General features: G+C 48.6%; 19 protein-coding genes. 11 read left to right on the plus strand and 8 right to left on the minus strand.

Annotation, left to right across the window (positions count from 1 at the left end):
* The first annotated feature begins 6 nt into the window (after nt 1-6).
* A complete protein-coding gene (locus tag ACQ5ES_RS01835; protein WP_445014260.1) occupies nt 7-2,349 on the plus strand; it encodes an efflux RND transporter permease subunit in 2,343 nt (780 codons plus the stop codon).
* 18 nt (nt 2,350-2,367) lie between these two features.
* Here the strand turns inward: ACQ5ES_RS01835 and ACQ5ES_RS01840 are convergent, their stop codons facing one another.
* Nucleotides 2,368-3,987, minus strand: coding sequence for a GMC family oxidoreductase (locus tag ACQ5ES_RS01840; RefSeq protein WP_445014261.1), 1,620 nt, complete (start codon nt 3,985-3,987; stop codon nt 2,368-2,370).
* Nucleotides 3,971-5,404, minus strand: coding sequence for an exodeoxyribonuclease I (gene sbcB / locus ACQ5ES_RS01845; protein ID WP_445014262.1), 1,434 nt, complete (start codon nt 5,402-5,404; stop codon nt 3,971-3,973). The genes ACQ5ES_RS01840 and sbcB overlap by 17 nt, the downstream gene beginning before the upstream one ends.
* Before the next feature lie 161 nt (nt 5,405-5,565).
* Between sbcB and ACQ5ES_RS01850 the strand changes: the two genes are divergently transcribed.
* From ACQ5ES_RS01850 to hrpA, 3 genes are all read left to right on the plus strand, one after another.
* Complete coding sequence (locus tag ACQ5ES_RS01850; RefSeq protein WP_445015358.1) at nt 5,566-6,597, plus strand: isoaspartyl peptidase/L-asparaginase family protein; 1,032 nt, start codon at nt 5,566-5,568, stop codon at nt 6,595-6,597.
* 65 nt (nt 6,598-6,662) lie between these two features.
* The gene (locus ACQ5ES_RS01855) at nt 6,663-7,085 is read left to right on the plus strand and encodes a CBS domain-containing protein (RefSeq protein ID WP_445014263.1); all 423 of its coding nucleotides are present in this window, start codon (nt 6,663-6,665) and stop codon (nt 7,083-7,085) included.
* Between the two features lie 60 nt (nt 7,086-7,145).
* A complete protein-coding gene (gene hrpA / locus ACQ5ES_RS01860; protein ID WP_445014264.1) occupies nt 7,146-10,883 on the plus strand; it encodes an ATP-dependent RNA helicase HrpA in 3,738 nt (1,245 codons plus the stop codon).
* On the opposite strand, the gene ACQ5ES_RS01865 is transcribed toward hrpA, so the two are convergent.
* From ACQ5ES_RS01865 to ubiG, 6 genes are all read right to left on the minus strand, one after another.
* Nucleotides 10,880-11,146 (minus strand): GrxA family glutaredoxin, encoded by a 267-nt coding sequence (locus ACQ5ES_RS01865; RefSeq protein ID WP_445014265.1) that lies wholly within the window; start codon nt 11,144-11,146, stop codon nt 10,880-10,882. The genes hrpA and ACQ5ES_RS01865 overlap by 4 nt on opposite strands.
* 103 nt (nt 11,147-11,249) lie before the next feature.
* Nucleotides 11,250-11,513 carry a class I ribonucleotide reductase maintenance protein YfaE gene (yfaE, locus tag ACQ5ES_RS01870; protein ID WP_445014266.1) on the minus strand — a complete coding sequence of 88 codons (264 nt, stop codon included), beginning with the start codon at nt 11,511-11,513 and terminating at the stop codon, nt 11,250-11,252.
* Between the two features lie 5 nt (nt 11,514-11,518).
* Complete coding sequence (gene nrdB / locus ACQ5ES_RS01875) at nt 11,519-12,649, minus strand: class Ia ribonucleoside-diphosphate reductase subunit beta (protein ID WP_445014267.1); 1,131 nt, start codon at nt 12,647-12,649, stop codon at nt 11,519-11,521.
* Between the two features lie 18 nt (nt 12,650-12,667).
* The gene (gene nrdA / locus ACQ5ES_RS01880; protein WP_445014268.1) at nt 12,668-15,007 is read right to left on the minus strand and encodes a class 1a ribonucleoside-diphosphate reductase subunit alpha; all 2,340 of its coding nucleotides are present in this window, start codon (nt 15,005-15,007) and stop codon (nt 12,668-12,670) included.
* A gap of 356 nt (nt 15,008-15,363) precedes the next feature.
* Nucleotides 15,364-15,561, minus strand: coding sequence for a hypothetical protein (locus ACQ5ES_RS01885; RefSeq protein WP_445014269.1), 198 nt, complete (start codon nt 15,559-15,561; stop codon nt 15,364-15,366).
* A 33-nt stretch (nt 15,562-15,594) separates the two neighbouring features.
* Nucleotides 15,595-16,305, minus strand: coding sequence for a bifunctional 2-polyprenyl-6-hydroxyphenol methylase/3-demethylubiquinol 3-O-methyltransferase UbiG (gene ubiG / locus ACQ5ES_RS01890; protein ID WP_445014270.1), 711 nt, complete (start codon nt 16,303-16,305; stop codon nt 15,595-15,597).
* Between the two features lie 182 nt (nt 16,306-16,487).
* On the opposite strand from ubiG, the gene gyrA reads away from it, so the two are divergent.
* The 7 genes from gyrA to ihfB all read left to right on the plus strand — a co-directional run bounded on the left by gyrA (nt 16,488) and on the right by ihfB (nt 25,529).
* Entirely contained in the window at nt 16,488-19,148 is a 2,661-nt protein-coding gene (gene gyrA, locus ACQ5ES_RS01895; RefSeq protein WP_445014271.1) for a DNA topoisomerase (ATP-hydrolyzing) subunit A, read from the plus strand.
* A 9-nt stretch (nt 19,149-19,157) separates the two neighbouring features.
* The gene (gene serC, locus ACQ5ES_RS01900; RefSeq protein WP_445014272.1) at nt 19,158-20,246 is read left to right on the plus strand and encodes a 3-phosphoserine/phosphohydroxythreonine transaminase; all 1,089 of its coding nucleotides are present in this window, start codon (nt 19,158-19,160) and stop codon (nt 20,244-20,246) included.
* Between the two features lie 16 nt (nt 20,247-20,262).
* Nucleotides 20,263-21,360 (plus strand): histidinol-phosphate transaminase, encoded by a 1,098-nt coding sequence (gene hisC, locus ACQ5ES_RS01905; protein WP_445014273.1) that lies wholly within the window; start codon nt 20,263-20,265, stop codon nt 21,358-21,360.
* A gap of 7 nt (nt 21,361-21,367) precedes the next feature.
* Complete coding sequence (aroA, locus tag ACQ5ES_RS01910) at nt 21,368-22,642, plus strand: 3-phosphoshikimate 1-carboxyvinyltransferase (RefSeq protein WP_445014274.1); 1,275 nt, start codon at nt 21,368-21,370, stop codon at nt 22,640-22,642.
* A gap of 63 nt (nt 22,643-22,705) precedes the next feature.
* Nucleotides 22,706-23,410, plus strand: coding sequence for a (d)CMP kinase (gene cmk / locus ACQ5ES_RS01915; protein ID WP_445014275.1), 705 nt, complete (start codon nt 22,706-22,708; stop codon nt 23,408-23,410).
* A gap of 109 nt (nt 23,411-23,519) precedes the next feature.
* Nucleotides 23,520-25,199 carry a 30S ribosomal protein S1 gene (gene rpsA, locus ACQ5ES_RS01920; protein WP_445014276.1) on the plus strand — a complete coding sequence of 560 codons (1,680 nt, stop codon included), beginning with the start codon at nt 23,520-23,522 and terminating at the stop codon, nt 25,197-25,199.
* A 45-nt stretch (nt 25,200-25,244) separates the two neighbouring features.
* A complete protein-coding gene (gene ihfB / locus ACQ5ES_RS01925; protein WP_126762039.1) occupies nt 25,245-25,529 on the plus strand; it encodes an integration host factor subunit beta in 285 nt (94 codons plus the stop codon).
* Nucleotides 25,530-25,561: the final 32 nt, after the last annotated feature.

The following is a 25,561-nucleotide window of genomic DNA, read 5'->3' on the forward strand; positions in this document are numbered from 1 at the left end:
ATTGCAATGTCTGAACAACAAGTGAAAAAAACTACAGATAAAAGCGTTTTTCTCGAGCGTTTGATTTTTAATTTCCGTCCGCTTTGGGTCCTTCTCTTTGCTGTGCTTACGGTATTTTTAGGCTGGCATGCGAGTCAAGTGCGACCAGAAGCCAGTTTAATAAAAATGATTCCCACGAGTCATCCTTTCATTCAAAACTATTTTGAGTACCGCGATGATTTGGCGAGTTTAGGTAATGTGGTGCGGATCGCGGTCGAGACCACTGATGACACTATTTTTACCGCTGACTTTCAAAAGACCCTGCAGCAAATCACCGATGAGGTGTTTTTTATTCCAGGTGTTGATAGGGCTGGTTTAAAAAGTATTTGGACACCCAACGTACGCTGGAGTGAAGTCACCGAAGAAGGTTTTGTCGGCGGTCCGGTGATACCTGATCAATGGGATGCATCACAGCAGTCGCTCGAGCAATTGCGAACTAACGTGTTGCGCTCAGGAGAAGTTGGGAATCTGGTCGCTAACAACTTTAAGTCAGCGTTAATTTATGTACCTTTGAACGAGGTCAATCCAGATACCGGTGAACCGCTTAATTACCAGGCATTTTCCGAAGAGTTGGAAACGCAAATTCGGGATAAATATCAGACCGAAAACGTCAAAATTCACATCACAGGTTTTGCGAAAATCATCGGCGATCTGATCGAAGGTGCGATGCAAGTAGGGTTGTTTTTCCTTCTCGCGATTGTGATTACGCTGGTCATGTTGTTTGCCTACAGTCGTTGCTGGCGTAGCTCGTTTGCGGTGCTTAGTTGTTCGATTATCGCGGTCGTTTGGCAGCTGGGGATCATCAAATTAATTGGTAGTGGTATCAACCCCTATTCGATGCTTGTGCCGTTTTTAGTGTTTGCGATAGGTGTCAGTCATGGCGTGCAAATTATTAATGCTATGAGCGCTAACCGTGTCGACGGCCATGATCGGATGATGTCATCCCGACTTGCATTCCGGGCGTTGTATATTGCTGGTCTTACCGCTCTCATTTCTGATGCTATCGGTTTTACCACCTTAATGGTGATTGATATTGCGGTGATTCAAGAGCTGGCGATAGCGGCGAGTATTGGCGTTGCTGTGGTGGTGTTAACCAATCTAGGTTTGTTACCTATTTTGATGTCCTACACAGGTATTTCCGAACGCGGACGCCAGTACAGTGAGAGCGTTCGTAATCAGGATCATCCAGTACTGACCTTGTTTGAGCGCTTTTCGGAACCGAAATGGGCGTACAGTGCGCTGGTCGTCGCTCTAATCGGTTTGACCTGGGGGTTGGTACAAGGTCAGCAGCTGAAGATTGGTGACCTCGATGCGGGAGCACCCGAATTACGTCCGGACAGCCGTTACAACCTCGACAACAAGTTTATCGTCGATAATTATAGCTCCAGTACGGATATTTTCGTGGTGATGGCAGCAACAGAACCGTCACAATGTATTGCCTATGAGAACCTCGAAGTCATGGACCGGTTCAGTTGGCACATGGAAAACACAGCAGGTGTGCAAGATGTGAAATCGGTGGTCTATGTTGCCAAAATGGGCTCATATGCGTTGAATGAAGGTAATTTGAAGTGGTTCAGTCTTAATCGTAACCAGTATGTGCTCAATGCCAATACTGGGCGCACACCGCCGGGCTTAATCAACCCAGATTGCTCGATGGCGCCAATTATTATTTATCTTAACGACCATAAAGCAGAAACGCTGAAAACTGTGGTCAGTGCCGTTGATACTTTCAATGCTAATTACCAACAGGAAGGGCTTGAATTGCTCATGGCTGCGGGTAACTCAGGCATTGAATCTGCAACGAACTCAGTGATTGAAGATGCGCAATACAAGATGCTGCTGTGGGTTTATGGCGTCGTTATTGTGTTGGTTTACATCACGTTCCGTAGTCTGCGCACGGTGGCTTGTATTGTGTTGCCGTTGGCGTTAACAACCATAATGGGTCAAGGTTTGATGGCGACGCTGGGTATCGGGGTGAAAGTTGCTACCTTGCCTGTTATCGCTTTAGGAGTCGGAATCGGGGTCGATTATGGCATCTATATTTATACCAAGATGAAAGAAGGCCTTGCGCAGGGAATGCACTTAGATGATTGCTACAAATATGCCCTCGATACCACAGGTAAAGCTGTTGGCTTTACAGGTCTGACGTTGGCAATTGGTGTCGCAACATGGATTTTCTCGCCCATCAAGTTCCAGGCAGATATGGGGATCTTGTTAACCTTCATGTTTATTTGGAATATGTTGGGCGCTTTGATCTTAATTCCTGCTCTAGCTCGCTTTTTTGCGGGCTTCAGCAAACGCATTCATTGATTTTAAAGCCAAAAAGGATTAGGTGTCGGCGAGGATAAAGTCGGCACCTATATCAGCAATGACCATGGTTGGCGCGTTGGTGTTACCACTAATCACGGTGGGCATAATCGATGCGTCAATCACTCTTAAACCAGCAACTCCGCGCACCCTCAATTGTGCATCGACAACAGCATTAGCGTCATTACCCATACGGCAAGTGCTGGTTGGATGATAAATTAATCCGCAATGTTTTTGCATTCGCTTGAGTAGTTCTTCGTCATTCGGTGCGTGTCCTGGCAACACCTCGCCGCCGTTATGCTCTGCCATCGCAGGTTGTTGCATGATTTCACGAATTTGCTGAACCCCTGACAACAATACCTGTTGGTCGGCTTGATGCCGCATAAAATCATAGGTAAAACCAGGTGCTTGGGAGACGTCAGCGCTATGAAGGTAAAGTCGTCCCCGGGTTTCAGGGCGCAACACACAGGCATGACACGCAAAGCCATGGCCGAAAGCTGGCCGCAGATCGTAACCACTGTCGTCAAAGCGGGTGGGGACGAGGTGTAATTGAATGTCGGGGGTTGCTAGTTCCGGTGCACTACGCAAAAAACCACCAACTTCGGCCGGTGGATGAGCCATAGCACCATCGCCTTTGCGCCAATAGCGTAAGGTTTGCCAGCCTAATTTAGCAAGCCCGACAGGGCCGAGGCTGATACTGTCCTTCTGGCGGTTGCGGTAGTGCACGAGAATATCGACATGTTCCTGTAGGTTAGCGCCAACATCAGAACTATCGACGACGGGCACAATGCCATGGCGGCGTAATTCATCGGCTGGACCAATACCCGACAACATTAATAATTGGGGCGAATGAAAAGCACCTGCACTGAGGATAACTTCACGCTTGGCTGCTATAAACTGACTGGCGTGTGAACCTGTGCGAATTAATACGCCAGTGGCACGTTGTTGATGAATCACTACGCGCTCAACCTGAGCCTGAGTGAAGACCTGTAGATTGCTGCGCTCAGTTGCGGGCTCGAGGAATGCTCGTCGTACGCTAAAACGTTTGCCTTCATAAATGGTGAACTGGAAGGCTCCAACGCCATAAAGGTCAGCACCATTAAAATCACGATTATGGGGAATGCCCGCTTGTACTGCGGCCTCGATAAAGCGTTTTGAGACGGTGTAGTAGGGCTCAACATCACTAACATGCAGTGGACCTTGGTCACCATGATAGGCATCGGCACCGCGTTGGTTGTTTTCTAGTTGACGAAAACGTGGCAGAACTGCTTCCCAGGCCCAGTCCGAGTTCGTCACCTTAGCCCAGCTATCATAATCGCCGGCCGCACCACGGGTATAAATCATCGCATTGATAGCACTACTGCCACCAAGACCTTTGCCGCGCGGGGTATAAAGTCCTTTACCTTCGCGCAAGTTTGCATCTTCACTGCGTAACTGCCAGTTCAAACCTTTGTGGTGCAACAGGAGCGCGACACCGCCTGGCATGGTCACAAAGGGCGATTTACCCTTACCTCCGGCTTCAATCAGAGCAACACGAAAACGGTCATCGCGCGACAGCTTCTCGGCTAAAACACAGCCAGCGGAGCCGCCACCGACGATAACATAATCGAATGCATTACTGGAATTAGAGGCTTTGGGCATAATGATAGAGGTCTTTAAGTAATCGCTGCTTGCGTGCGTCATCCGCATACAAGCTCGCGCTTTGCTCTAACTCGAACATAAATTGTTCCGCCGTTAGTGCTTTGGGTAAAGGTTCCAGCATGCGTTGCTGACAAAACTGGCGCCAGCGCTGAAGTTCGGCATCGTTTAAAGTGGCGGGGAAATTCCTGGCACGATAGCGAAACAACATCTCGGGCAAGCGTGCATCGCTAAATTTTACATTTAGCGCAGCAAGTTGCTGCGGCTCAGTGGCGCGGATAATGGCCATGGTGGAACGATCCTGGTCACTGAAGAATTCACCTGAGTAAAGCTGCAGCTCTGGATCCTGTGGACCGCTATCGTTGTATTCCAACTGGGTACTGGCAATTAATCGCTCACGTAATTGCGGTTGCTGTTGCAACCATTCGGCGCGCGCTAGCATCTCGTCTAGCGGCAGTTGCCAACGCTGTTGGACGTCAGCGCTTAGCACGCTGCGTGGTGCCAGAAATGGGCAACGATTGAGTTGCAGCTGCTGAGCACCGTAAACGCCCCAGCCAGCGCTTTCACGCTGTTCACCCTTGGCAAAGCGACGTTGTTGCAATTGTTCAGAGCTGAGCTCCGCTAATTCGCGAGGATCTTGGCGTAAATTCCAGTACACCAAGGCGTTAGGATTCTCATCCTTAAAGCCGAGGGGCATGATCAGCGACAGGTAACCATTGTCAGCACCATAAAAACCAGCAATGTGCACGATGGGTGTAAAGTTGACTAAATCTACTAATGGCTTGAGCGCTTGTTTGCGGCGTATGCTATAGGCGTAATCGAACAACTTGGGTTGCGCGGTCTTTACTAATTTGGCAATGGCAATGGTGGCATAGACGTCGGCCATCGCATCATGCGCCTGACCATGATCAATACCATTGGCCTTGGTCAGATGTTCCAGCCGCATACTTACTTGTCCGGCTTCATTCTCGGGCCACACAATTCCCTCTGGACGCAGGGCGTAACAGGCGCGCACCACGTTAATCAAATCCCAGCGCGAGTTGTTATGTTGCCAGGTGTGCGCGTAGGGATCGATAAAATTACGATAGAACAGGTGACGGGTCACTTCGTCATCAAAAGCAATCGAGTTATAACCCACTATGGTGGTGTTAGGTTCACTCATTTGTTGTTCGATTTTGCCAGCGAACGAGCTTTCGTTCATACCTTGGGCTAATGCATGCTGCGGCGTGATTCCGGTAATCATAACGGCTTGCGGATGCGGCAGAAAATCAGGTGTCGGCTGACTGTAAATGGTTAACGGCCGTGCTATAGGTTCGAAGTCGAGTGTGGTTCGCAGTCCTGCGAACTGAGCAGGTCGATCAACTTGCGGATTTACGCCCCAAGTTTCGTAGTCGTGCCAGTAAAAGCTTGCTTCGCTCATGTTTAGATAACGTGTTGAAGGAAAACTGAAGTTTAGACTACCTGATTGCGATAGCTGCCGCAATTGCTGCGCTCGACCGCAGATTTAGAGCTAGTAGTTGGGACGGACGCATGGCAGGATAAAAACGACTATTACATTTCAACAAGAAAGGTAGCAATATGATGAAACTCTCCACATTTGCCGCAGCACTGGTAGCTGTTAGTACCACGCTCAGCGTCGCGCAACCGGTCTCTGCTGCGGTTACGGCTGATGAAGATAAGTTTGCCATCGCCATCCATGGTGGCGCTGGCACCATTACCCGTGCGCACTTAACCGACGAACAAGAAGCAGCTTACACAGCAAAATTGACGGAAGCGTTAAATGCTGGCCATAGGATCTTAGAGGATGGCGGAACCAGCATGGACGCAGTCATCGCTGCTATTCAAATCATGGAAGCTTCACCGCTGTTTAACGCCGGTCTTGGCGCAGTTTATACCTTCGACGGCGGGCATGAGCTCGATGCGTCAATTATGGATGGGGCGACCCTTGAAGCTGGCGCTGTCGCCGGGGTCAAAACGATTAAAAGTCCAATTGCACTGGCCCGTAGCGTAATGGAACATTCGGTACATGTGATGCTAAGTGGCGAAGGCGCAGAACAGTTCGCCGCGGAGCAAGGTTTGGAGCAAGTTGCTAATGATTATTTCGATACCGAATACCGCTTTGAACAACTCGAACAAGCACGTGAAGACTTGGGCGTTGCCGATAAACAAGCTTATGTAGAGCTCGACAACAACTATAAATATGGCACTGTTGGTGCGGTAGCAGTCGATAAACAGGGGAACTTGAGTGCTGCGACCTCAACCGGTGGCATGACGGCTAAACGCTACGGTCGTATTGGCGACTCGCCGATCATCGGCGCGGGTACTTGGGCTGATAATTCCAGTTGCGCAGTTTCAGCAACCGGTCATGGTGAATACTTCATTCGCTATCATGTGGCCGCCGATATCTGTAGCCGAGTGAAATATTTAGGTGAATCGGTGGAAACTGCAGGTGACACGGTTATTCATGATGTATTGCTTCCAGCCGGTGGTACCGGTGGCGTTATTATTCTTGATGCCAGGGGGAACGTACACATGCCGTTTAATACTGAAGGTATGTATCGCGCAAGCCGTGTCGGTAATGGTGAAGCTGAGGTTGCGATTTACCAAGATTGACTATATATAATTAGTTTAAAGCATGGCGCATTACTGATGCTGTTCTATTAAGCGAGGTCATAATTATGGAATCGATGAAAGTTGCAGATTTTATGAATCGTCGTCCGGCAGTCTTTACGGCAAAAACGCCCATTGAGGTCGCTGTGGAGAGGTTATTGCAGACCCGTCAGCGTGGCGGTCCGGTAGTGGATGACGAGCGTCGTGTGATCGGATTTTTATCGGAGCAAGATTGCCTCGCAACCATGTTACGCGATACTTATCATAAGGAAATGTCGGCAAATGTCGGTGATTGTATGTTCAAAGGCGAGGTACTGAGTGTCTACGCCAATGATTCAATTACCGACATTGCACAACGTATGGATGCCAAAAAACCAAAAGTCTATCCGGTGCTGGACGATGACAACCGGCAATTGGTTGGGGTCATTTCCCGCACCGATGTGCTCGGTGCCATCGACAGCTATTTTCGAGATTCTTACCGGCGGCGTTAACAAGCTGGCGCGACACTGATAAACTCTAGCCTTTCCGCTGATGTAACTGCAGGATAGCGCGTGCAAACGACGATTCACTTCCCCGACGACTTACCGGTCGTACAAGCTAAAGCCGAGATCCAACAAGCTATACGCGAGAACCAAGTGGTTATCGTGGCGGGTGAGACTGGCTCGGGTAAAACCACACAACTACCAAAAATGTTGTTAGAGCTTGGCTATGGTGACTACCAGCAGGGCACCTTGATTGGTCACACCCAACCGCGACGACTTGCCGCAAGAAGCGTTGCGCAACGTATTGCCGATGAGTTAAAGACGCCATTGGGCGAAACTGTCGGTTATAAAGTTCGCTTTCAGGATCAAACCGCACCCACCACAGCGATAAAGTTAGTCACTGACGGCATGTTGCTTGCCGAGTTACAAAATGACCGCATGCTGCGCCAGTACGATGCGCTCATTATTGACGAGGCGCATGAACGCAGCCTGAATATTGATTTCATGCTGGGTGTACTCGCCAAGTTGCTGCCCAAACGGCCTGATTTAAAATTAGTGATTACCTCGGCCACCATTGAAACAGAACGCTTCTCGAAACATTTTAATAATGCTCCGGTGATCTCGGTAAGTGGCCGTACTTACCCTGTTGAAACCCGTTACCAGCCGCTTGAAGGTGGCGATGATAGTGGTGACGTGGTGCAGGGCGTTTGCGATGCGGTACAGGAACTTTATCGCGAAGCAAGTGGTGATATTTTGGTGTTTGGCTCAGGTGAGCGCGAAATACGAGATTTTGCTGAAGCCCTAGGCGAACTTGAGCTACCGAATACCGAATTGTTGCCATTGTTTGCCCGCTTATCGGCGAATGAGCAAAACCGTGTTTTTCAAAGTCATAGTCAGCGGCGTATCGTTATCGCCACAAACGTGGCTGAGACGTCCTTAACGGTACCGGGAATTCGTTTTGTGATTGATCCGGGTACTGCGCGCATCAGCCGTTACAGCTACCGCACCAAAGTTCAGCGTTTACCGATCGAAAAGATTTCCCAGGCGAGCGCCAACCAACGTATGGGTCGGTGCGGGCGGGTAGCTTCAGGTATTTGTATTCGTCTGTACAGCGAAGAGGATTTCCTGCAGCGTCCGGAATATACCGAACCTGAAATATTACGAACCAATTTGGCTGCAGTGATTTTGCAGATGACCGCGGCAAAGCTTGGCGACATCCGCAAATTTCCATTTATTGATCGACCCGACGAACGCTTTGTTAAAGACGGTATGAACCTGTTACAAGAGCTGCATGCTTTGCATCTCGGTAAAGGTAAACGGCGCCGTGGCCGGCCGGCTGGTCCGCAACTAACGCCACTTGGACGACAGCTGGCGCAACTGCCGATTGACCCACGATTAGCGCGGATGGTGTTAGCCGCAAATGAATTTGGTTGTATGCAGGAAGCGATGGTTATTACCGCGGCTTTGAGTATTCAGGATCCGCGCGAGCGTCCGCAAGAGTCACGCCAAAAGGCGGATGAATTCCACCAACGCTTTCACGATAAGGATTCCGACTTTAATGGTTACTTGAACCTTTGGAATTATTTACAAGAACAACAACGGACGTTGTCTAAAAGCCAATTCCGGAGGCAGTTAAAATCAGAGTTTCTACATTTTTTGCGGGTGCGGGAATGGCAGGATGTTTACAGTCAGATCCGGCAGACGATTCGCGGTTTGGGTTACAAGATCAATCAGGAACAGGCTAGTTTTGAGGCGGTCCATCGAGCACTGTTAACGGGTCTACTCTCACATTTAGGCAACAAGCAGGAAACTCACGAGTTTTTAGGGGCGCGGAATCGTAAATTTTACGTGTTCCCGGGTTCTGGTTTGTTTAAGAAACCGCCGAAGTGGTTGATGGCAGCCGAATTAGTGGAGACCAGCCGACTGTTTGCACGAGTCAATGCGCGCATTGAACCTGAGTGGATCGAGCCTGCGGCCAAGCATTTGGTGAAGCGCAATTATTTTGAACCGCACTTTTCGAAGAAATCAGGCTCGGTGGTCGCTGATGAGCAGGTGACCTTGTACGGATTAATTATCGTACCGCGGCGGCGTGTTCAGTATGGTCCAGTTGATCCAGTAGCTGCCCGGGAAATATTTATTCGCGATGGTTTGGTCACTGGTGAGTTGAAACGGCAATTGCCGTTCATTCAGCATAACCGAGCTTTAATAGAAGAAATCCGTGAACTTGAAGATAAATCACGCCGGCGTGACATTCTGGTGGATGATGAAGCGCTATTTCACGCTTACGATGCGCAAATCCCAGCGGGTATTTACAATGAGCAATTACTCGCAGGCTGGTGGCATAAAGCGGCGAAGAAGGACGCTAAACTGCTGTTTTTTAAACGTAGTGATCTGATGGCTCAGGACGCTACCCATGTTACCGAATTGGAGTATCCGGATACCTGGCAACAAGGCGCTCTCACTTTACCGTTAAGCTATCACTTTGAGCCCAATGATCCCATTGATGGGGTTGCGGTGCATGTGCCGTTGACATTGGTGAATCAACTTAAGTCACAGAGCTTCGACTGGCAGGTACCCGCGTTGCGCGAACAGTTGGTGGTGCACTGGATCAAATCACTGCCGAAAAACTGGCGCCGCCATTTCGTACCGGCACCTAATTACGCACAAGCATTTTTGCAAGCTTGTGCCGAAGAGAAAGATCCGCAAGCGTTACTTCAGCGTCCTTTAATTGAGGTACTGAGCGAGAAGTTACGGCGTATGACCGGGGTCAGCGTTCCCGATGATGCTTGGGATGTCAAACAGCTGCCGAGCTATTTGCAGGTACGCTTTGTCATCGAAGATGGAAAGGGTACCACCGTTGCTGACGGTCGCGACTTGCTGATTCTACAACAGCGGCTGCAAGGCAAGGTGCAACATGCGCTACGTGAAGCTGTGACGGAGCAGCCGACGCAGACAGCAGCGACAGACTGGCAATTCGGGACTTTACCGGAATTGCGTGAACGGCAACATCGTGGTTATTCGGTCAAAGCCTACCCAGCATTAGAAGCGACTAAAGATGGCGTCCGGGAGACTCTATTTGATAAGCCGGAGCAGGCGATCTATTCGCATCAGCAAGCACTAAGGAAATTGTTGCAGCTGCAACTTCCGTCACCGGTACGTTACTTGCAGCAGAGCTTGTCAAATAAAGCAAAGCTGGCGATGTACTACAACCCTTGGGGCAAAGTGGATGCGTTAATTGAAGACTGCATTGTTGCTGCCCTCGATGAGTTTATTGCAGCCCAATCCATTCGTACTGAAACAGCGTTTCGCAAAATGGTGGAGCTGGCTCGTGCGGAACTTAACGAACGTGTTACAGCTATTGCGAGGCAGGTTGAACCCTGTTTAGTGGGCTCGCAGAAAATTAGTAAGCAACTGAAAGGTTCGGTGGCACTCGATCAAATTCAGGCCCATGCAGACATTAAACAGCAACTGGATGAACTGGTGTATCCGGGCTTTGTCAGTGCGGCAGGGGCACAACGATTAACGGACATTGAACGCTACCTGAAAGCGATTGAGCAACGTTTGGAGAAATTGCCGGTGGATCCAAATCGTGATCGCCTTCATCTACTCACGTTGCAAAAGCTTACTGCGGCATATAAAGAACTTAAAGCTAAATGGCCAGCGGGGCAGGCATTACCGGAATCGTTGGTGGAGATTCGCTGGATGTTAGAGGAATTACGAGTGAGTTTCTTCGCCCAGAAACTAGGAACCCGCTATCCGGTGTCGGAAAAGCGGGTTCAACAAGCGCTCGCGGCAGTGAAGATTTAGGCTGCGTACAAGTCTAAATTTTCGCGTGCATAAGCTTCGAATTCTGTGCAACCACCGATGTGTTTTTCATCGATAAATATCTGCGGTACGGTTTGCACCGGTGCACCAACAGTTTTTTCCAGGTCAGCTTTGCTGATGTCTTCTTCGTGCATGTCGATGTAACGAAATTCAAAATCGTCACGATCTTCAACAAGCTTTTCAGCGATTTGTTTTGCACGAACGCAAAAAGGACAGCCAGGACGGCCAAAAATTACTGTAAACATAGTTACTCCCACAATTTTTAAACTACTTAACGGTGCTTATTCTGCCTGAAATCGGCGGTGATCGCCAATGGTCTCGGTCTATTGAGGGGATCGCTTTAATCGATTAGTGGTCTATTTCTAAATCGGAAGTGGGTACACAGCAGCAAGCCAGACAGTCACCCGGACGGACAATAGCGAGGGGTTCATTAATGTAGGCAATGGTGCCGCTGGTGACCTGTGTGCGACAGGCGCCGCAGAAACCGTCACGGCAGTGGTAGCGTGTTTCGATGCCAGCTGCTTCCATCGCTTCGAGCAAAGAAGAGCCCTTGGATGGATCAACGGTCAGCTCATGCTGACCGTTGACGCGTACTTTGAAGGTGGTGCTCATGGCAATTACAGCTCAAAGTCCCCTAAATCGGATGCGCTCACTGAGCTATCGATTTGGCCGACCAGGTAAGAAGAGATTTCCGCTTCTTGTGGTGCAACCTGTACGTTATCCGACACCAAATATTTATTCATCCATGGCAATGGGTTATTGCGTTGGTTGAACGGCGCATCAAAACCTATAGCTTCCATTCGCATGTTGGCGATGTATTCAACGTATTGGCAAAGGATCTCTTCATTAAGGCCAATCATTGAACCGTGACGGAACAGGTAGTGTGCCCACTCTTTTTCTTGCTCAACGGCCTTCATAAATATCGCGAGCGCTTCATCACGCAATTCTTCGGCGATTTCTTTCATCTCTGGGTCGTCTTGACCATATTGCCAAAGGTTTAAGATGTTCTGAGTTGAGACTAAATGTAGGTTCTCATCACGAGCGATCAAACGAATGATCTTCGAGTTACCTTCCATCAAATCACGTTCAGCGAACGCGAAGGTGCAGGCAAAGCTTACATAAAATCGAATGGCTTCAAGTGCGTTGACTGAATTAATACAGAGGAATAATTTCTTTTTTAGTTCGCGCATGGTGACCTGGTGAACTTCACCGTCCACTTCGATATCACCTTCGCCATGGGTCTGCCATAACTGAGTATAAAAGATGAGGTCGTCATAGTATTTCGAGATATCAATCGCACGTTTCTGGATTTCGTCGTTGATGACGATATCTTCGAAAACTTGGCTCGGATCGGTAAATAAGTTACGCAAAATGTGCGTATAAGAGCGCGAGTGAATGGTCTCAAAGAATGACCATGTTTCAATCCAGGTTTCCAGCTCTGGAATGGAAACGATCGGCAATAGGGCGATGTTCGGACTGCGCCCCTGCACCGAGTCAAGCAAGGTTTGGTATTTCAGGTTCGAAATAAAAATATGCTTTTCGCTTTCACTTAAGTTTTGGAAGTCAACTCGATCACGACTGACATCAATTTCTTCCGGACGCCAGAAAAAGCTAATTTGTTTTTCTATAAGTTTTTCAAAAATACTATGTTTTTGCTGATCATAACGCGCTACGTTAACCGAATTTCCGAAGAACATCGGTTCCTGCAACGGATTAATTTGGTTCTTATTGAACGTTGAATAACTCATTAAATTAGCGCCTTGTTATTAGATTTTACACGCACCGCCGGCACAATCGTCATCTTCTTCAGTGACGTCTACCGTTGCTTGCTGGTTCTCTTGTTCGCGTTGTTTGGCGTCAATCTTGTCGCGTAAGTCTACCTGGTTGTCTGAGGCACCGTCACGCGTATTGTGGTAATACAAGGTTTTCACGCCGAGCTTATAAGCATAAAGTAAGTCTTGGAGCAGCTGCTTCATAGAAACCTTGCCGCTTTCAAATTTACTTGGATCATAATTGGTGTTCGCAGAAATCGTTTGGTCGACGAATTTCTGCATGATGCCGACTAGCTCCAGATAACCTTTGTTATTCGGAATCGTCCACAGCAGCTCGTAAGCGTCTTTCAGATTTTCATAATCCGGAACCACTTGTTTAGTAACACCATCCTTTGAGGCTTTTATACTGATATGGCCGCGTGGTGGTTCAATACCGTTGGTCGCATTAGAGATCTGCGATGAGGTTTCAGAAGGCATTAAAGCGGACAGGGTAGAGTTACGCATACCGTACTTTTTCACCTCTGCGCGCAATTGATCCCAGTCAAGTTGCAAGGCTTCGGTACAGACCGCATCCAAGTCTTTTTTGTAGGTATCAATAGGCATGATGCCTTGCGAGTAAGTGGTCTCGTTAAATTTCGGACAAGCGCCGCGCTCTCTGGCTAAGTTTACGGAAGCTTTCATCAGATAGTACTGAATAGCTTCAAAGGTGCGATGAACCAGTCCGTTGGCAGAACCATCGGAGTAACGAACGCCGTTTTTCGCCAGGTAGTAGGCAAAGTTGATGACGCCAATTCCCAAAGTACGGCGGCCCATAGTGGCATTACGCGCGGCTGGAACTGGATATTCCTGATAGCTCAGCAGGTTGTCGAGGGCGCGCACTGCTAAGTCGGCCATCTCCTCAAGATCATCAAGTGTGTTAATTGCCCCAAGGTTAAACGCTGACAGTGTACAAAGGGCGATTTCACCTTCTTCGTCGTTAACGTGAGCTAGTGGTTTGGTTGGTAGTGCGATTTCTAAGCACAGGTTACTTTGCCGAATAGGAGCCAGTTTTGGGTCGAATGGACTGTGCGTATTGCAGTGATCAACGTTCTGCAGATAAATACGACCGGTACTGGCGCGTTCTTGCATAAACAAACCGAACAACTCCAGAGCTTTAATGCGCTTTTTACGAATCGATTCGTCATTTTCGTATTGCACATACAAGCGCTCGAATTCAGCTTGGTCAGCAAAGAAGGCATCGTACAAACCCGGTGTATCAGAAGGGCTGAATAACGTAATGTAATCATCTTTTACCAAACGTGAGTACATTAAGCGGTTGAACTGTACGCCGTAATCGAGGTGACGGACACGGTTCTCTTCAACCCCGCGGTTGTTTTTCAAGACCAGCAAACTTTCCACTTCAAGGTGCCATAGTGGATAAAACAAGGTGGCTGCACCACCGCGCACGCCGCCTTGTGAACAGCTTTTGACTGCGGTCTGAAAGTACTTGTAAAACGGGATACACCCAGTATGGAAAGCCTCACCACCGCGGATAGGGCTGCCCAATGCACGAATACGTCCAGCGTTAATGCCAATCCCGGCACGTTGGGAGACATATTTCACAATTGCGCTGGCGGTGGCATTGATTGAATCGAGGCTATCGCCAGCTTCAATCAGAACACAGGAACTAAACTGACGGGTCGGGGTACGAACGCCCGACATGATGGGGGTCGGTAATGAAATCTTGAACAGTGAGGTCGCATCATAGAAGCGCTTCACGTAATCCAGCCGTGTATCCTTTGGATAGTCAGCAAATAAACAGGCTGCCACGAGTACATACAAAAATTGCGCGCTTTCGTAGATCTCGCCCGTCACGCGGTTCTGTACCAGATACTTGCCTTCCAGCTGTTTTACCGCAGCGTAAGAGAAGTTGAGATCACGTGAGTGATCCATGAAGGCATTCATCTGCTCAAACTCTTCTTTACTGTAATCGTTAAGCAAATGCTCATCATAACGACCGTTGTTGACCATGGAGGTGACCTGGTCGTACAGATGCGGTGGCTCGAACTGGCCATAAGCAAGTTTGCGTAAGTGGAAGATGGCGAGGCGCGCGGCTAAATACTGGTAATCTGGTGCGTCTTCAGAGATTAAATCGGCAGCCGCTTTAATGATGGTTTCGTGAATATCTTCGGTCTTAATGCCATCGTAAAATTGAATACGCGATTTGATTTCGACTTCAGAAACCGAAACGTTATCGAGGCCTTCAGCAGCCCAGCTAATAACGCGATGGATTTTATCTAGGTCTAGCGGTTCCCGTTCACCACTACGCTTGGTAACAAAAAGCTTTTGATTCATGCGGCGCACCCACCAATTTTATCGTTATGTTTTTAGTTATGAACCACTAGATATAGTGTTGAATAGGCATTCTGTGTGAAATTTACACAATATCTTGGGTTGGTTTGATAATCGTATGCTAGCACTTATCGCAATGGGATCAAGCGCGTTTGCGTTTAAATTCCAAAGCAGATTTGCGTCATCTATTAGGGTGCTCGCTAAAAGTCTTGCCGTTCTAAAGGTTTAGCAAATGCAAGACAAAATAATTATTTTTAAATAACTTTTTGCTCTTTCAAACGCTTTGCTAATAGAACAAAACTCTAAGCCTTAATTTTAAAGGCTTGCACAACATCTAGCGGTCAAATTCTAGCTTAACACTAGATGTGGTAATCGCGGAGGTGTTGGAGTAATTGTAAAGGTTGCTGGATTTCGTAGTCGGCAGCCCAGTTTTCTGGCTGTTCTTCAGCGCCGATGTAACCATAGCGAGCCAGTACGGTTCGCATTCCAGCGGCACGGGCTGCCATTTTGACCGGGGCCGACGCACTAGGTATCGAGTAAGGTGCCATCCAAATCAAAAAGAACTGCTTTCACTTTGCGCATCGGAAAACTCAAGCATCTTTCGTTAAGGCAACGATATAGTTGACATCAACGTTACTGTCGTCGAGGTAAAAGCCACGCCACGGTAGGTAATGGATCCCAGTTATGGCTTGCGCTTTCGCGCCCACCGCATCGGTCACCCGTAGTAACTCCGCTGGCTGAATGAATTTGCCGTGTTCATGGGTACCCTTCGGCACCCAGCGCAGGATATATTCCGCCGCGACAATGCCTAGCAACCAGGATTTCAAATTGCGATTGAGGGTTGAGAAGACTAGGGTGCCACCGGGTTTAACTAGCTTAGCGGCTGCTTCAACGATACTTGCCGGGTCAGGCACGTGCTCTAACATTTCAAGGCAAGTTACCAGGTCAAATTCACCGGCGTGCTGTGTGGCGAAGTCCTCCGCCGCGATACACTGGTAATCAACGTTGAGTTGACTTTGTAAAGCATGCAATCGCGCCACTTGCAGCGACTGCTCTGCCAGATCAATACCGGTAACTTTAGCACCTTCGCGAGCCAGTGCTTCGGTGACCAAGCCACCACCGCAACCGATGTCGAGAACCTGCTTACCAAACACACCGCCGCACTGGCGTTGAATAAACTCGACACGAAGTGGATTGATTTGGTGAAGCGGTTTAAATTCGCCTTCGGGATCCCACCATCGTGAGGCCAGGGCACCAAATTTTTCGATTTCTTTCGGGTCGACATTAGTTGATTGCTGCATAGTACTTCTGCTTAGTTGAAAAACTCGGTACAGTGTACTGGAGCTCTCGAATTAAAAAAAGTCGAGGTAAAGCACACGACGGCTAAAAAGCGTCGGAAAAAGGATGCGAGAGGGCAGCGCTAAGGGTACAATGCTGCTACTAAGACAATTATAAGAAAGATTGAGCGTTTAGGGATATAACTATGAGTGATCTCGCCAGAGAAGTCGTTCCGGTCAATATCGAAGATGAACTGAAAAGTTCGTATCTCGACTATGCAATGAGCGTCATTGTTGGCCGCGCACTACCAGATGTGCGTGATGGGTTAAAACCGGTTCATCGTCGGGTGTTATTCGCGATGAACGAATTGCGCAACGATTTCAATAAACCGTATAAAAAGTCAGCCCGTATCGTCGGTGATGTCATTGGTAAATATCACCCACATGGTGATAGCGCGGTCTACGACACTATTGTTCGTATGGCGCAACCGTTTTCATTACGTTACATGTTGGTTGATGGTCAGGGTAACTTTGGTTCGGTCGACGGTGACTCCGCTGCCGCCATGCGTTATACCGAAATTCGCATGGCCAAAATCGCCAGCGAATTGCTCTCCGACCTAGACAAAGAAACTGTCGACTTTGTGCCTAACTACGACGGCACTGAACAAATTCCTGATGTACTACCCACCCGCGTTCCTAACCTTTTGGTGAACGGTTCCTCGGGTATTGCCGTGGGCATGGCGACGAATATACCGCCACATAATTTGGGTGAGGTTATTGATGGCTGTTTAGCCATGATTGACCGGCCTGATATCACGACGGATGAACTCATGGAGTTCATCCCCGGTCCTGACTTCCCAACCGCTGCTTCAATTTCTGGCCGTGCAGGTATCGTCGAGGCCTATCGTACCGGCCGAGGCCGTATCCATCTGCGGGCGAAAGCAGAGTTCGAAACCGATTCAAATGGCCGTGAAGCCATTATCGTTAACGAAATTCCTTATCAGGTTAACAAAGCGAAACTTATTGAAAAAATCGCTGAGTTAGTCAAAGAAAAACGTCTCGAAGGCATCAGCGGTTTACGCGATGAATCCGATAAAGACGGTATGCGTATTGTTATTGAACTGAAACGTGGTGAAGTTGGTGAAGTGGTACTGAATCACTTGTATGCGAACACGCAAATGCAAGTCGTGTTCGGTATTAACATGGTTGCGCTGGATAAAAATCAGCCGCGCCTGTTCAACCTACGTGACATGATCGATTGCTTTGTTTTGCATCGTCGCGAAGTGGTCACCCGCCGCTCGGTTTATGAGTTACGTAAAGCGCGTGAGCGCGCCCACATCCTTGAAGGTCTTGCCATTGCATTAGCCAACATCGACGACGTTATCGAGCTGATTCGTCACTCGCAAACAGCTGCCGAAGCCAAAGCTGGCTTAGTCAGTCGTGCCTGGATTTTAGGCGATGTTGCCAACATGCTTGAGCGCGCCGGTGTTGATGCTGCTCGACCTGACCATTTAGCTCCAGAATATGGTATTCGTGACGATGAATACCACCTGACCGAAGAGCAAGCCCAAGCAATTCTTGATTTGCGCTTGCACAAGCTGACCGGTCTTGAGCATGAAAAAATTCTTGAAGAATATAAGAATTTGCTCGGCCAAATTGAAGAGCTGTTGCTTATTTTGAACAACTCAGAGCGCCTGATGGAAGTCATTCGCGAAGAGCTGGAAAAAATTAAAGCGGAATATGGCGATGCTCGTCGCACAGAGATTACGGCTGCGGCTCACGACATCTCCATGGAAGACTTGATTAACGAAGAAGACGTGGTGGTTACGCTGTCGCACCATGGTTATGTGAAGTACCAGCCATTGACTGAGTACGAAGCACAACGGCGTGGCGGTAAGGGTAAAGCGGCGACCAAGATGAAGGATGAAGATTTCATCGAACGGTTATGGGTGGCCAATACCCACGATACTATCCTGTGCTTCTCTACCCGTGGTCGAATTTACTGGATGAAAGTCTACCAGTTGCCGTTGGCAAGCCGTGCCTCGCGCGGACGACCTATAGTCAACTTGTTACCACTCGAGGCCGATGAGCGAATTACCGCAATTTTGCCAACCCGTGATTATCCTGAAGATAAGTTTATCTTAATGGCGACCAGAAACGGTACCGTGAAGAAAACCCCAATGATGGATTATTCACGTCCACGTAATGGCGGCATCATTGCACTTAACTTGAATGAAGGCGATGAACTCATCGGGGTTGATATGACCTCGGCCGGCGATGAAGTTATGTTGTTCTCAGATGCCGGTAAAGTCGTACGCTTCAGCGAAGACCAAGTGCGCTCGATGGGACGCACCGCCACAGGTGTACGTGGTATCCGGTTGGCAGAGGGACAACGGGTCGTGTCACTTATCGTGCCACGCACCATCGAAGAAGAAGTACCTACCATTCTTACGGTAACGGAAAACGGTTTCGGCAAACGTACGCCGATTACCGATTATCCGGCGAAGAGCCGCGCTACCAAAGGTGTCGTTTCGATTAAAGTTAGTGAGCGCAATGGTTCTGTGGTTGGCTCGATGGAAGTTGTTGATACCAATCAGATCATGTTGATCAGTAACAAGGGGACGCTGGTGCGCACCCGTGTGAATGAAGTTTCAATTGTTGGCCGTAACACTCAGGGCGTGCGCTTAATTCGTACCGCTGCTGATGAAAAAGTAGTTGGTATGCAGCGTATTGATGAGCTCGACGAGATCGAAGAACTTGAACAAGTCGAAGCTGCTGAGAATGCTACTGAGAATGTTACTGAGAATGCAGCTGACAGTGTTACCGCGAGCGATGGTGAGAAGCCAACGGATCCGAACCAGGAGTAACTAAGCATAATGACGGCCCCGTATAATTTCTCTGCTGGTCCAGCGATGTTACCGCGAGCGGTATTAGAACGTGCGCAAAAAGAGTTAAGAAGTTGGCGGGGCAGTGGAATCTCGGTGATGGAAATCAGTCATCGGGATCCGGCATTTATGCAGATGGCGGCACAAGCAGAACAAGATTTACGAGATCTCCTGGTAATTCCGGAGAACTATCAGGTGTTGTTTATGCACGGCGGCGGACGTGGTCAATTTAGTGCAGTGCCACAAAATATTGCCGGGCCAAATGCTACTGTTGATTACCTGAACAGTGGTGTTTGGTCTGACTTTGCCATTCGTGAAGCACAAAAATATGTGGCTCAGGTCAATGTCGTTGGCGGTGCTATCGATACCGAGCAGGGTAGAGCTCTTGCAGCACCTGAGGCTTGGCAATTAAGTGCCGACGCGGCCTATTTCCACTATTGTCCAAATGAAACCGTCGACGGGGTTGCTTTACATCAGATCCCCGATGCAGTGACTGCACCTGTGGTTGCTGACATGTCTTCCAACATCCTGTCTGAACCTCTTGCAGTAGAGCGTTTCGGCGTTATTTACGCGGGCGCGCAAAAAAATATTGGACCGTCGGGCTTCGCCATTGCGATAGTACGTGACGATCTTCTCGGTCGGGCGCAAGGCACTACCTCGACTATCATGGATTACACCGTGCAGGCGAAGGAACGCTCCATGTACAACACGCCGAATACCTGGGCTTGGTACTTATCCGGATTGGTATTTGAGTGGTTGAAAGAGCAGGGTGGCTTAGCGGTTATGGGCCAAGTTAACCAGCGTAAAGCGGATCTATTGTATAATTATATTGACAGTTCGGACTTCTATCGCAACCCGGTTCATCCTGACTTTCGTTCGAAAATGAACGTACCTTTTTTGCTTGCCGATGCACAACGTGATGACGACTTCCTGAAAGCCGCGGAACAGCAAGGATTACTGGGTCTCAAAGGACATCGGTTTGTTGGTGGTATGCGGGCAAGTATCTATAACGCAATGCCAATTGAAGGCGTGGTCGCATTGGTCGACTTTATGCGTGAATTTGAGCAACAACACACCTAATAAAAGACACATAATTATGTTTGATGCAAAACAATTAGCTAACCAGGGCGTACGTAACCTGCAACCTTATCAAGCAGGTAAACCGATCGAAGAACTCGAACGTGAACTGGGAATTCAAGGTATCGTTAAACTCGCGTCAAATGAGAATCCATTGGGCTTAAGCTCAAAGGTTCGTGCCGCATTACAAGAAACCTTGAGCGGTCTGGCCCGCTACCCAGATGCCAATGGCTTTTATCTTAAGTCAAAGTTAGCGAAAAAATTCTCGCTTGAAACTGCGCAAATTACGCTTGGTAATGGCTCAAACGACGTGCTCGAACTCGTTGCTCGGACCTTTGTTAATGCCGGGCATGAGGTCATCTTTTCGCAGCATGCTTTTGTGGTTTACCCGTTAGTGACACAAGCGATAGGTGCGCGCGGCATCGCCGTTGCGGCAAAAGACTATGGTCACGATCTCGATGCAATGTTAGCGGCGATTACGGATAAAACACGGATGATTTTTGTGGCCAACCCAAACAACCCTACGGGTACTTTTTTATCCACCGAGGCGTTGCAATCGTTCATTAGTCAAGTCCCGCCCAAGGTGTTGATCATTCTTGATGAAGCCTATTCTGAATATGTTGCTGAGCATGAGCGGTCGCCATCATTTGAGTGGGTTGCACAGCATCCCAACCTTATCGTTACTCGCACCTTTTCAAAAGCTTATGGCTTAGCAGGTTTGCGCGCAGGCTATGCGGTGTCGCATCCGGATGTCGCCGATTTAATGAATCGTGCGCGCCAGCCATTCAATATGAACAGCTTAAGTCTACGGGCGGCTGAAGTTGCGCTTGACGATACTGATTATTTGCAGCAGTCGGTGGCTGTTAACGCTGCTGGTATGGAGCAATTAATCGAGTTTTGTGAATCGACAAAGCTTAACTATATTCCTTCCCATGGAAATTTCCTTACCATCGAGGTTGGTGACAACGCCGGCGAACTCTATCAACAGTTGTTACACGAAGGTGTCATTGTCCGTCCTGTAGCGGGTTATGAATTACCGCGACATTTGCGGGTAAGTATCGGCTTACCGGAAGAAAACGAAGCTTTCATTCGTGCCATGCGTAAATTGATAGGTTGACACCTCAGTGCTGAACACGCTAACGCTCAAAGGCTTAACAAGCTGTCGTGGCAAGGTTGATTTGCCTGGCTCGAAGAGCATCGCGAATCGCGCTTTGCTGATGGCAGCTTTGTGCGGCGAAGTCACTGAGTTGCGTCATCTACTACGTAGTGATGATACGCAACGAATGTTGGACGCATTGCGGGCACTCGGAGTGACCATCGATGAACTTAACGCGACCACTGTCAAGGTAACAGGTTGCGCTGGCGTGTGGCCAATGCAGCCGCAAGAGCTTTATTTGGGCAACGCGGGTACGGCAATGCGCCCACTTACAGCGGTACTTGCGGCAACCACCAGTGCGCCGATCAATCTCACTGGTGACGCACGCATGCAAGAACGTCCCATTGCTGATCTGGTCGCGGCACTGGTGGAAGGCGGAGCCGCGGTGAAGTATCAACAGCAGCAAGGTTTTCCGCCGTTGCGGATCGAGCAACGTCTGCAAGGTGGCTGCATCCACGTTGATGGTAGCGCTTCAAGTCAGTACATTTCAGCTTTGTTGATGGCACTTCCGTTGGTTTCGCAATCGAGTCACTTGATCTTGACTGGTGAGGTGGTTTCCTGGCCCTACATTGAATTGACCCTAGCTATGTTGCGTGATTTTGGTATCACGATTGAACAACACGATCGCCAGGCATTTACTATTGCCGGTGGACAAAGTTACAGCTCGCCCACAAGCTATTGGATTGAAGGTGATGCGAGTGCCGCAAGTTACTGGCTCGGTGCCGGTGTGCTCGGTGGAGGACCTTTGCGGATAGAAGGGGTGGGACGCAAAAGCATTCAGGGTGATATTGCCTTTGTTGATTACCTGCGCCAAATGGGTGCAAAATTAACCCTCCACGACGAGTATATCGAAGTACAGGGCGGCGACTTACGCGGCATTGATGCTGATTTAAACGCTATCCCTGATGCCGCCATGACCTTTGCCACGTTAGCGCTGTTCGCGCAAGGCCCGACAGCGATCCGCAACGTTGCTAACTGGCGCATTAAAGAAACTGATCGGCTGCATGCTATGGCGACGGAATTGCGAAAAACTGGCGCCGTTGTCGAAGAGGGTGACGATTATCTGATTATTGAACCGCCGGAACAGATTAAACACGCGCAAATTACCACCTATGATGACCATCGCATGGCCATGTGTTTCTCTTTACTCGGCTTTAGCGCGGCCGGAGTGACGATTGAAGATCCCGACTGCTGTGCGAAAACCTACCCAAACTATTTCAGCGAACTACAACGCATTACCTAATAAAGATGCAATTTTCTGCCAGACCCGTATAATTGCGGCGCTTTTAGTTGGTAGAGGATGTTTATGACCGAATCAATTCCTGTAATAACGATTGATGGCCCCGGTGGGGCAGGGAAAGGTACAGTAAGCCGCATTTTAGCGGACCAGCTGGGCTGGCACTTGCTTGATAGTGGCGCTATCTATCGGGTATTAGCATTGGCGGCCTTACATCACGACTTTGCCCCAGACGATGAAGAAAGTTTGGTCGCATTAGCCAGTAATCTCGATGTGAAATTTGAAGTGGCAAACGAAAAAGAGCTTACCCACATCATTCTCGAGGGTGAAGACGTAACCATCTCGATTCGTAATGAGGCTGTGGGTAACATGGCATCTAAGATCGCTGCTTTACCGCGGGTTCGCGAAGCTTTATTGCGTCGTCAGCGGGCGTTTCTCGAGTTACCTGGACTGATTGCCGACGGCCGCGATATGGGCACGATAGTCTTTCCAAGTGCGGCGGCGAAGGTATTTCTTACCGCAAGTGCTGAAGAACGTGCTGATCGGCGTTACAAACAATTGCTCGAGAAGGGTTTTACTGCTAAAATCGACCAATTAATCGCCGAAATCCAGGAACGTGATGAACGCGACATGAATCGCTCGGTTGCCCCATTGAAGGCTGCTGAGGATTCTCTGTATATAGATTCAACAGATTTGAGCATTGACCAAGTCGTGGATCAAATCTTGACGTTTGCTCATGGCAAACTCACTAATACTGAGAAGGCAACCTCGTAATTGTTGCCAGCTTAGGGGTCTGTAGTAAGGATGCGAACAGATTAATTTTAACAACCCCATCTCACCGGATTGTTTGATGGATGTACTTAACTGAAGTAAGTCAACTCATATGTCAGAAAATTTTGCACAGCTGTTTGAAGAAAGCCTAAAAGAGGTCGAAACTCGCCCAGGTTCTATCGTAAAAGGTACTGTCGTTGCGATTAACCGTGATGTCGTCTTAGTTGACGCTGGCCTGAAGTCTGAAAGTGCTATTCCAGTCGAGCAATTCCGCAATGCGGAAGGCGAAATTGAAATCAGCGTCGGCGATCAAGTCGATGTAGCTCTAGACGCAGTAGAAGATGGCTTCGGCGAGACAATCTTGTCACGCGAGAAAGCTAAGCGTCATGAAGCTTGGTTACAACTGGAAAAAGCCTACGAAGACCAAGAGACTGTTACCGGTATCATTAGCGGTAAAGTTAAAGGCGGTTTCACAGTTGACCTTGGTGGCGTACGTGCGTTCTTACCAGGCTCTTTGGTAGACGTTCGTCCAGTTCGCGAAACTGCACACCTAGAGAATAAAGATTTAGAATTCAAAGTTATCAAGCTTGATCAGAAACGTAACAACGTTGTGGTTTCACGCCGTGCTGTCATCGAAACTGAAAACAGTGCTGAGCGCGATGCGTTGCTTGAGAACTTGCAAGAAGGCCAGGAAGTTCAAGGTATCGTTAAGAACCTTACTGATTACGGCGCGTTCGTTGATTTAGGCGGCGTCGATGGTCTATTGCATATCACCGATATGGCTTGGAAACGCGTTAAGCACCCAAGTGAAGTCGTGAACGTTGGTGACGAAATCACCGTTAAAGTATTGAAATTTGACCGTGAGCGCACGCGCGTATCACTAGGCTTGAAACAGCTTGGCGAAGATCCATGGTCAGATATCGCAGCACGTTACCCAGAAGGGCATCGTCTTGAAGGTCGTGTGACTAACTTAACTGACTACGGTTGCTTCGTTGAAATCGAAGAAGGCGTTGAAGGTTTGGTACACGTTTCTGAAATGGATTGGACCAACAAAAACGTTCACCCATCTAAAGTTGTAAACTTGGATGATGCGGTTGAAGTTATGGTGCTTGAAATTGACGAAGAACGTCGTCGTATTTCACTTGGCCTGAAACAATGTAAGCCTAACCCTTGGGAAGAGTTCGCTAAGAACTTTAACAAGAGCGAAAAAGTTAGCGGTAAGATCAAGTCAATTACTGACTTTGGTATCTTCATCGGTCTTGACGGCGGCATTGATGGTCTTGTTCACTTGTCAGACATCAGCTGGAATGCTCCAGGTGAAGAAGCTGTTCGTGAATTCAAAAAAGGCGAAGAAGTCACTGCAGTGGTCTTACAAGTCGACGCCGAGCGTGAGCGTATTTCTCTAGGTATCAAACAACTAGAAGAAGATCCGTTCAACAATTATCTGGCGGCGAACAAAAAAGGTGCTATCGTTACTGGTAAGGTCATCGAAGTTGATGCCAAGGGCGCTAAAGTTGAACTGGCTGACAGCGTAGAAGGCTACGTCCGTGTAGCTGACATCTCACGTGACCGCATTGAAGATGCGTCCACAGTGTTGAAAGTAGGTGATGACGTTGAAGCGCGCTTCATGGGCGTGGATCGTAAGAACCGTACGTTGAGCCTGTCGATTCGTGCGAAAGACGAAGTTGAAGAGAAAGAAGCCGTGGATTCTGTGAATACTAAGCAGCAAGACGACACTGACTTTAGTAACGCAATGGCTGAAGCCTTCAAAGCGGCTAAGAACGACGACTAAGAACCCAAGCGTGCTCGGTAGCGACGCAACAAAGAGGAGCTTAAGATGACAAAATCGGAGCTGATTCAACAGTTAGCGACATTGTATCCTGAGCTTTCTCCGCGTCAGGTAGAGGATGCGGTGAAAGAGCTTATCGAACAAATGGCCCAGCAACTTGCTGGTGGCGATCGAATCGAGATTCGAGGGTTTGGTAGTTTTTCACTACATTACCGGGCACCACGAGTAGGGCGTAACCCGAAAACTGGTGACAAAGTTGAATTGGAGGGCAAACATGTTCCCCATTTCAAACCAGGTAAAGAGCTACGTGAACGCGTAGACAACATTAGTTAGACGAACGCCATTTTCGCGTCGAGTTCAGCAAA

It is taken from the genome of Pseudidiomarina xizangensis (assembly GCF_052541995.1).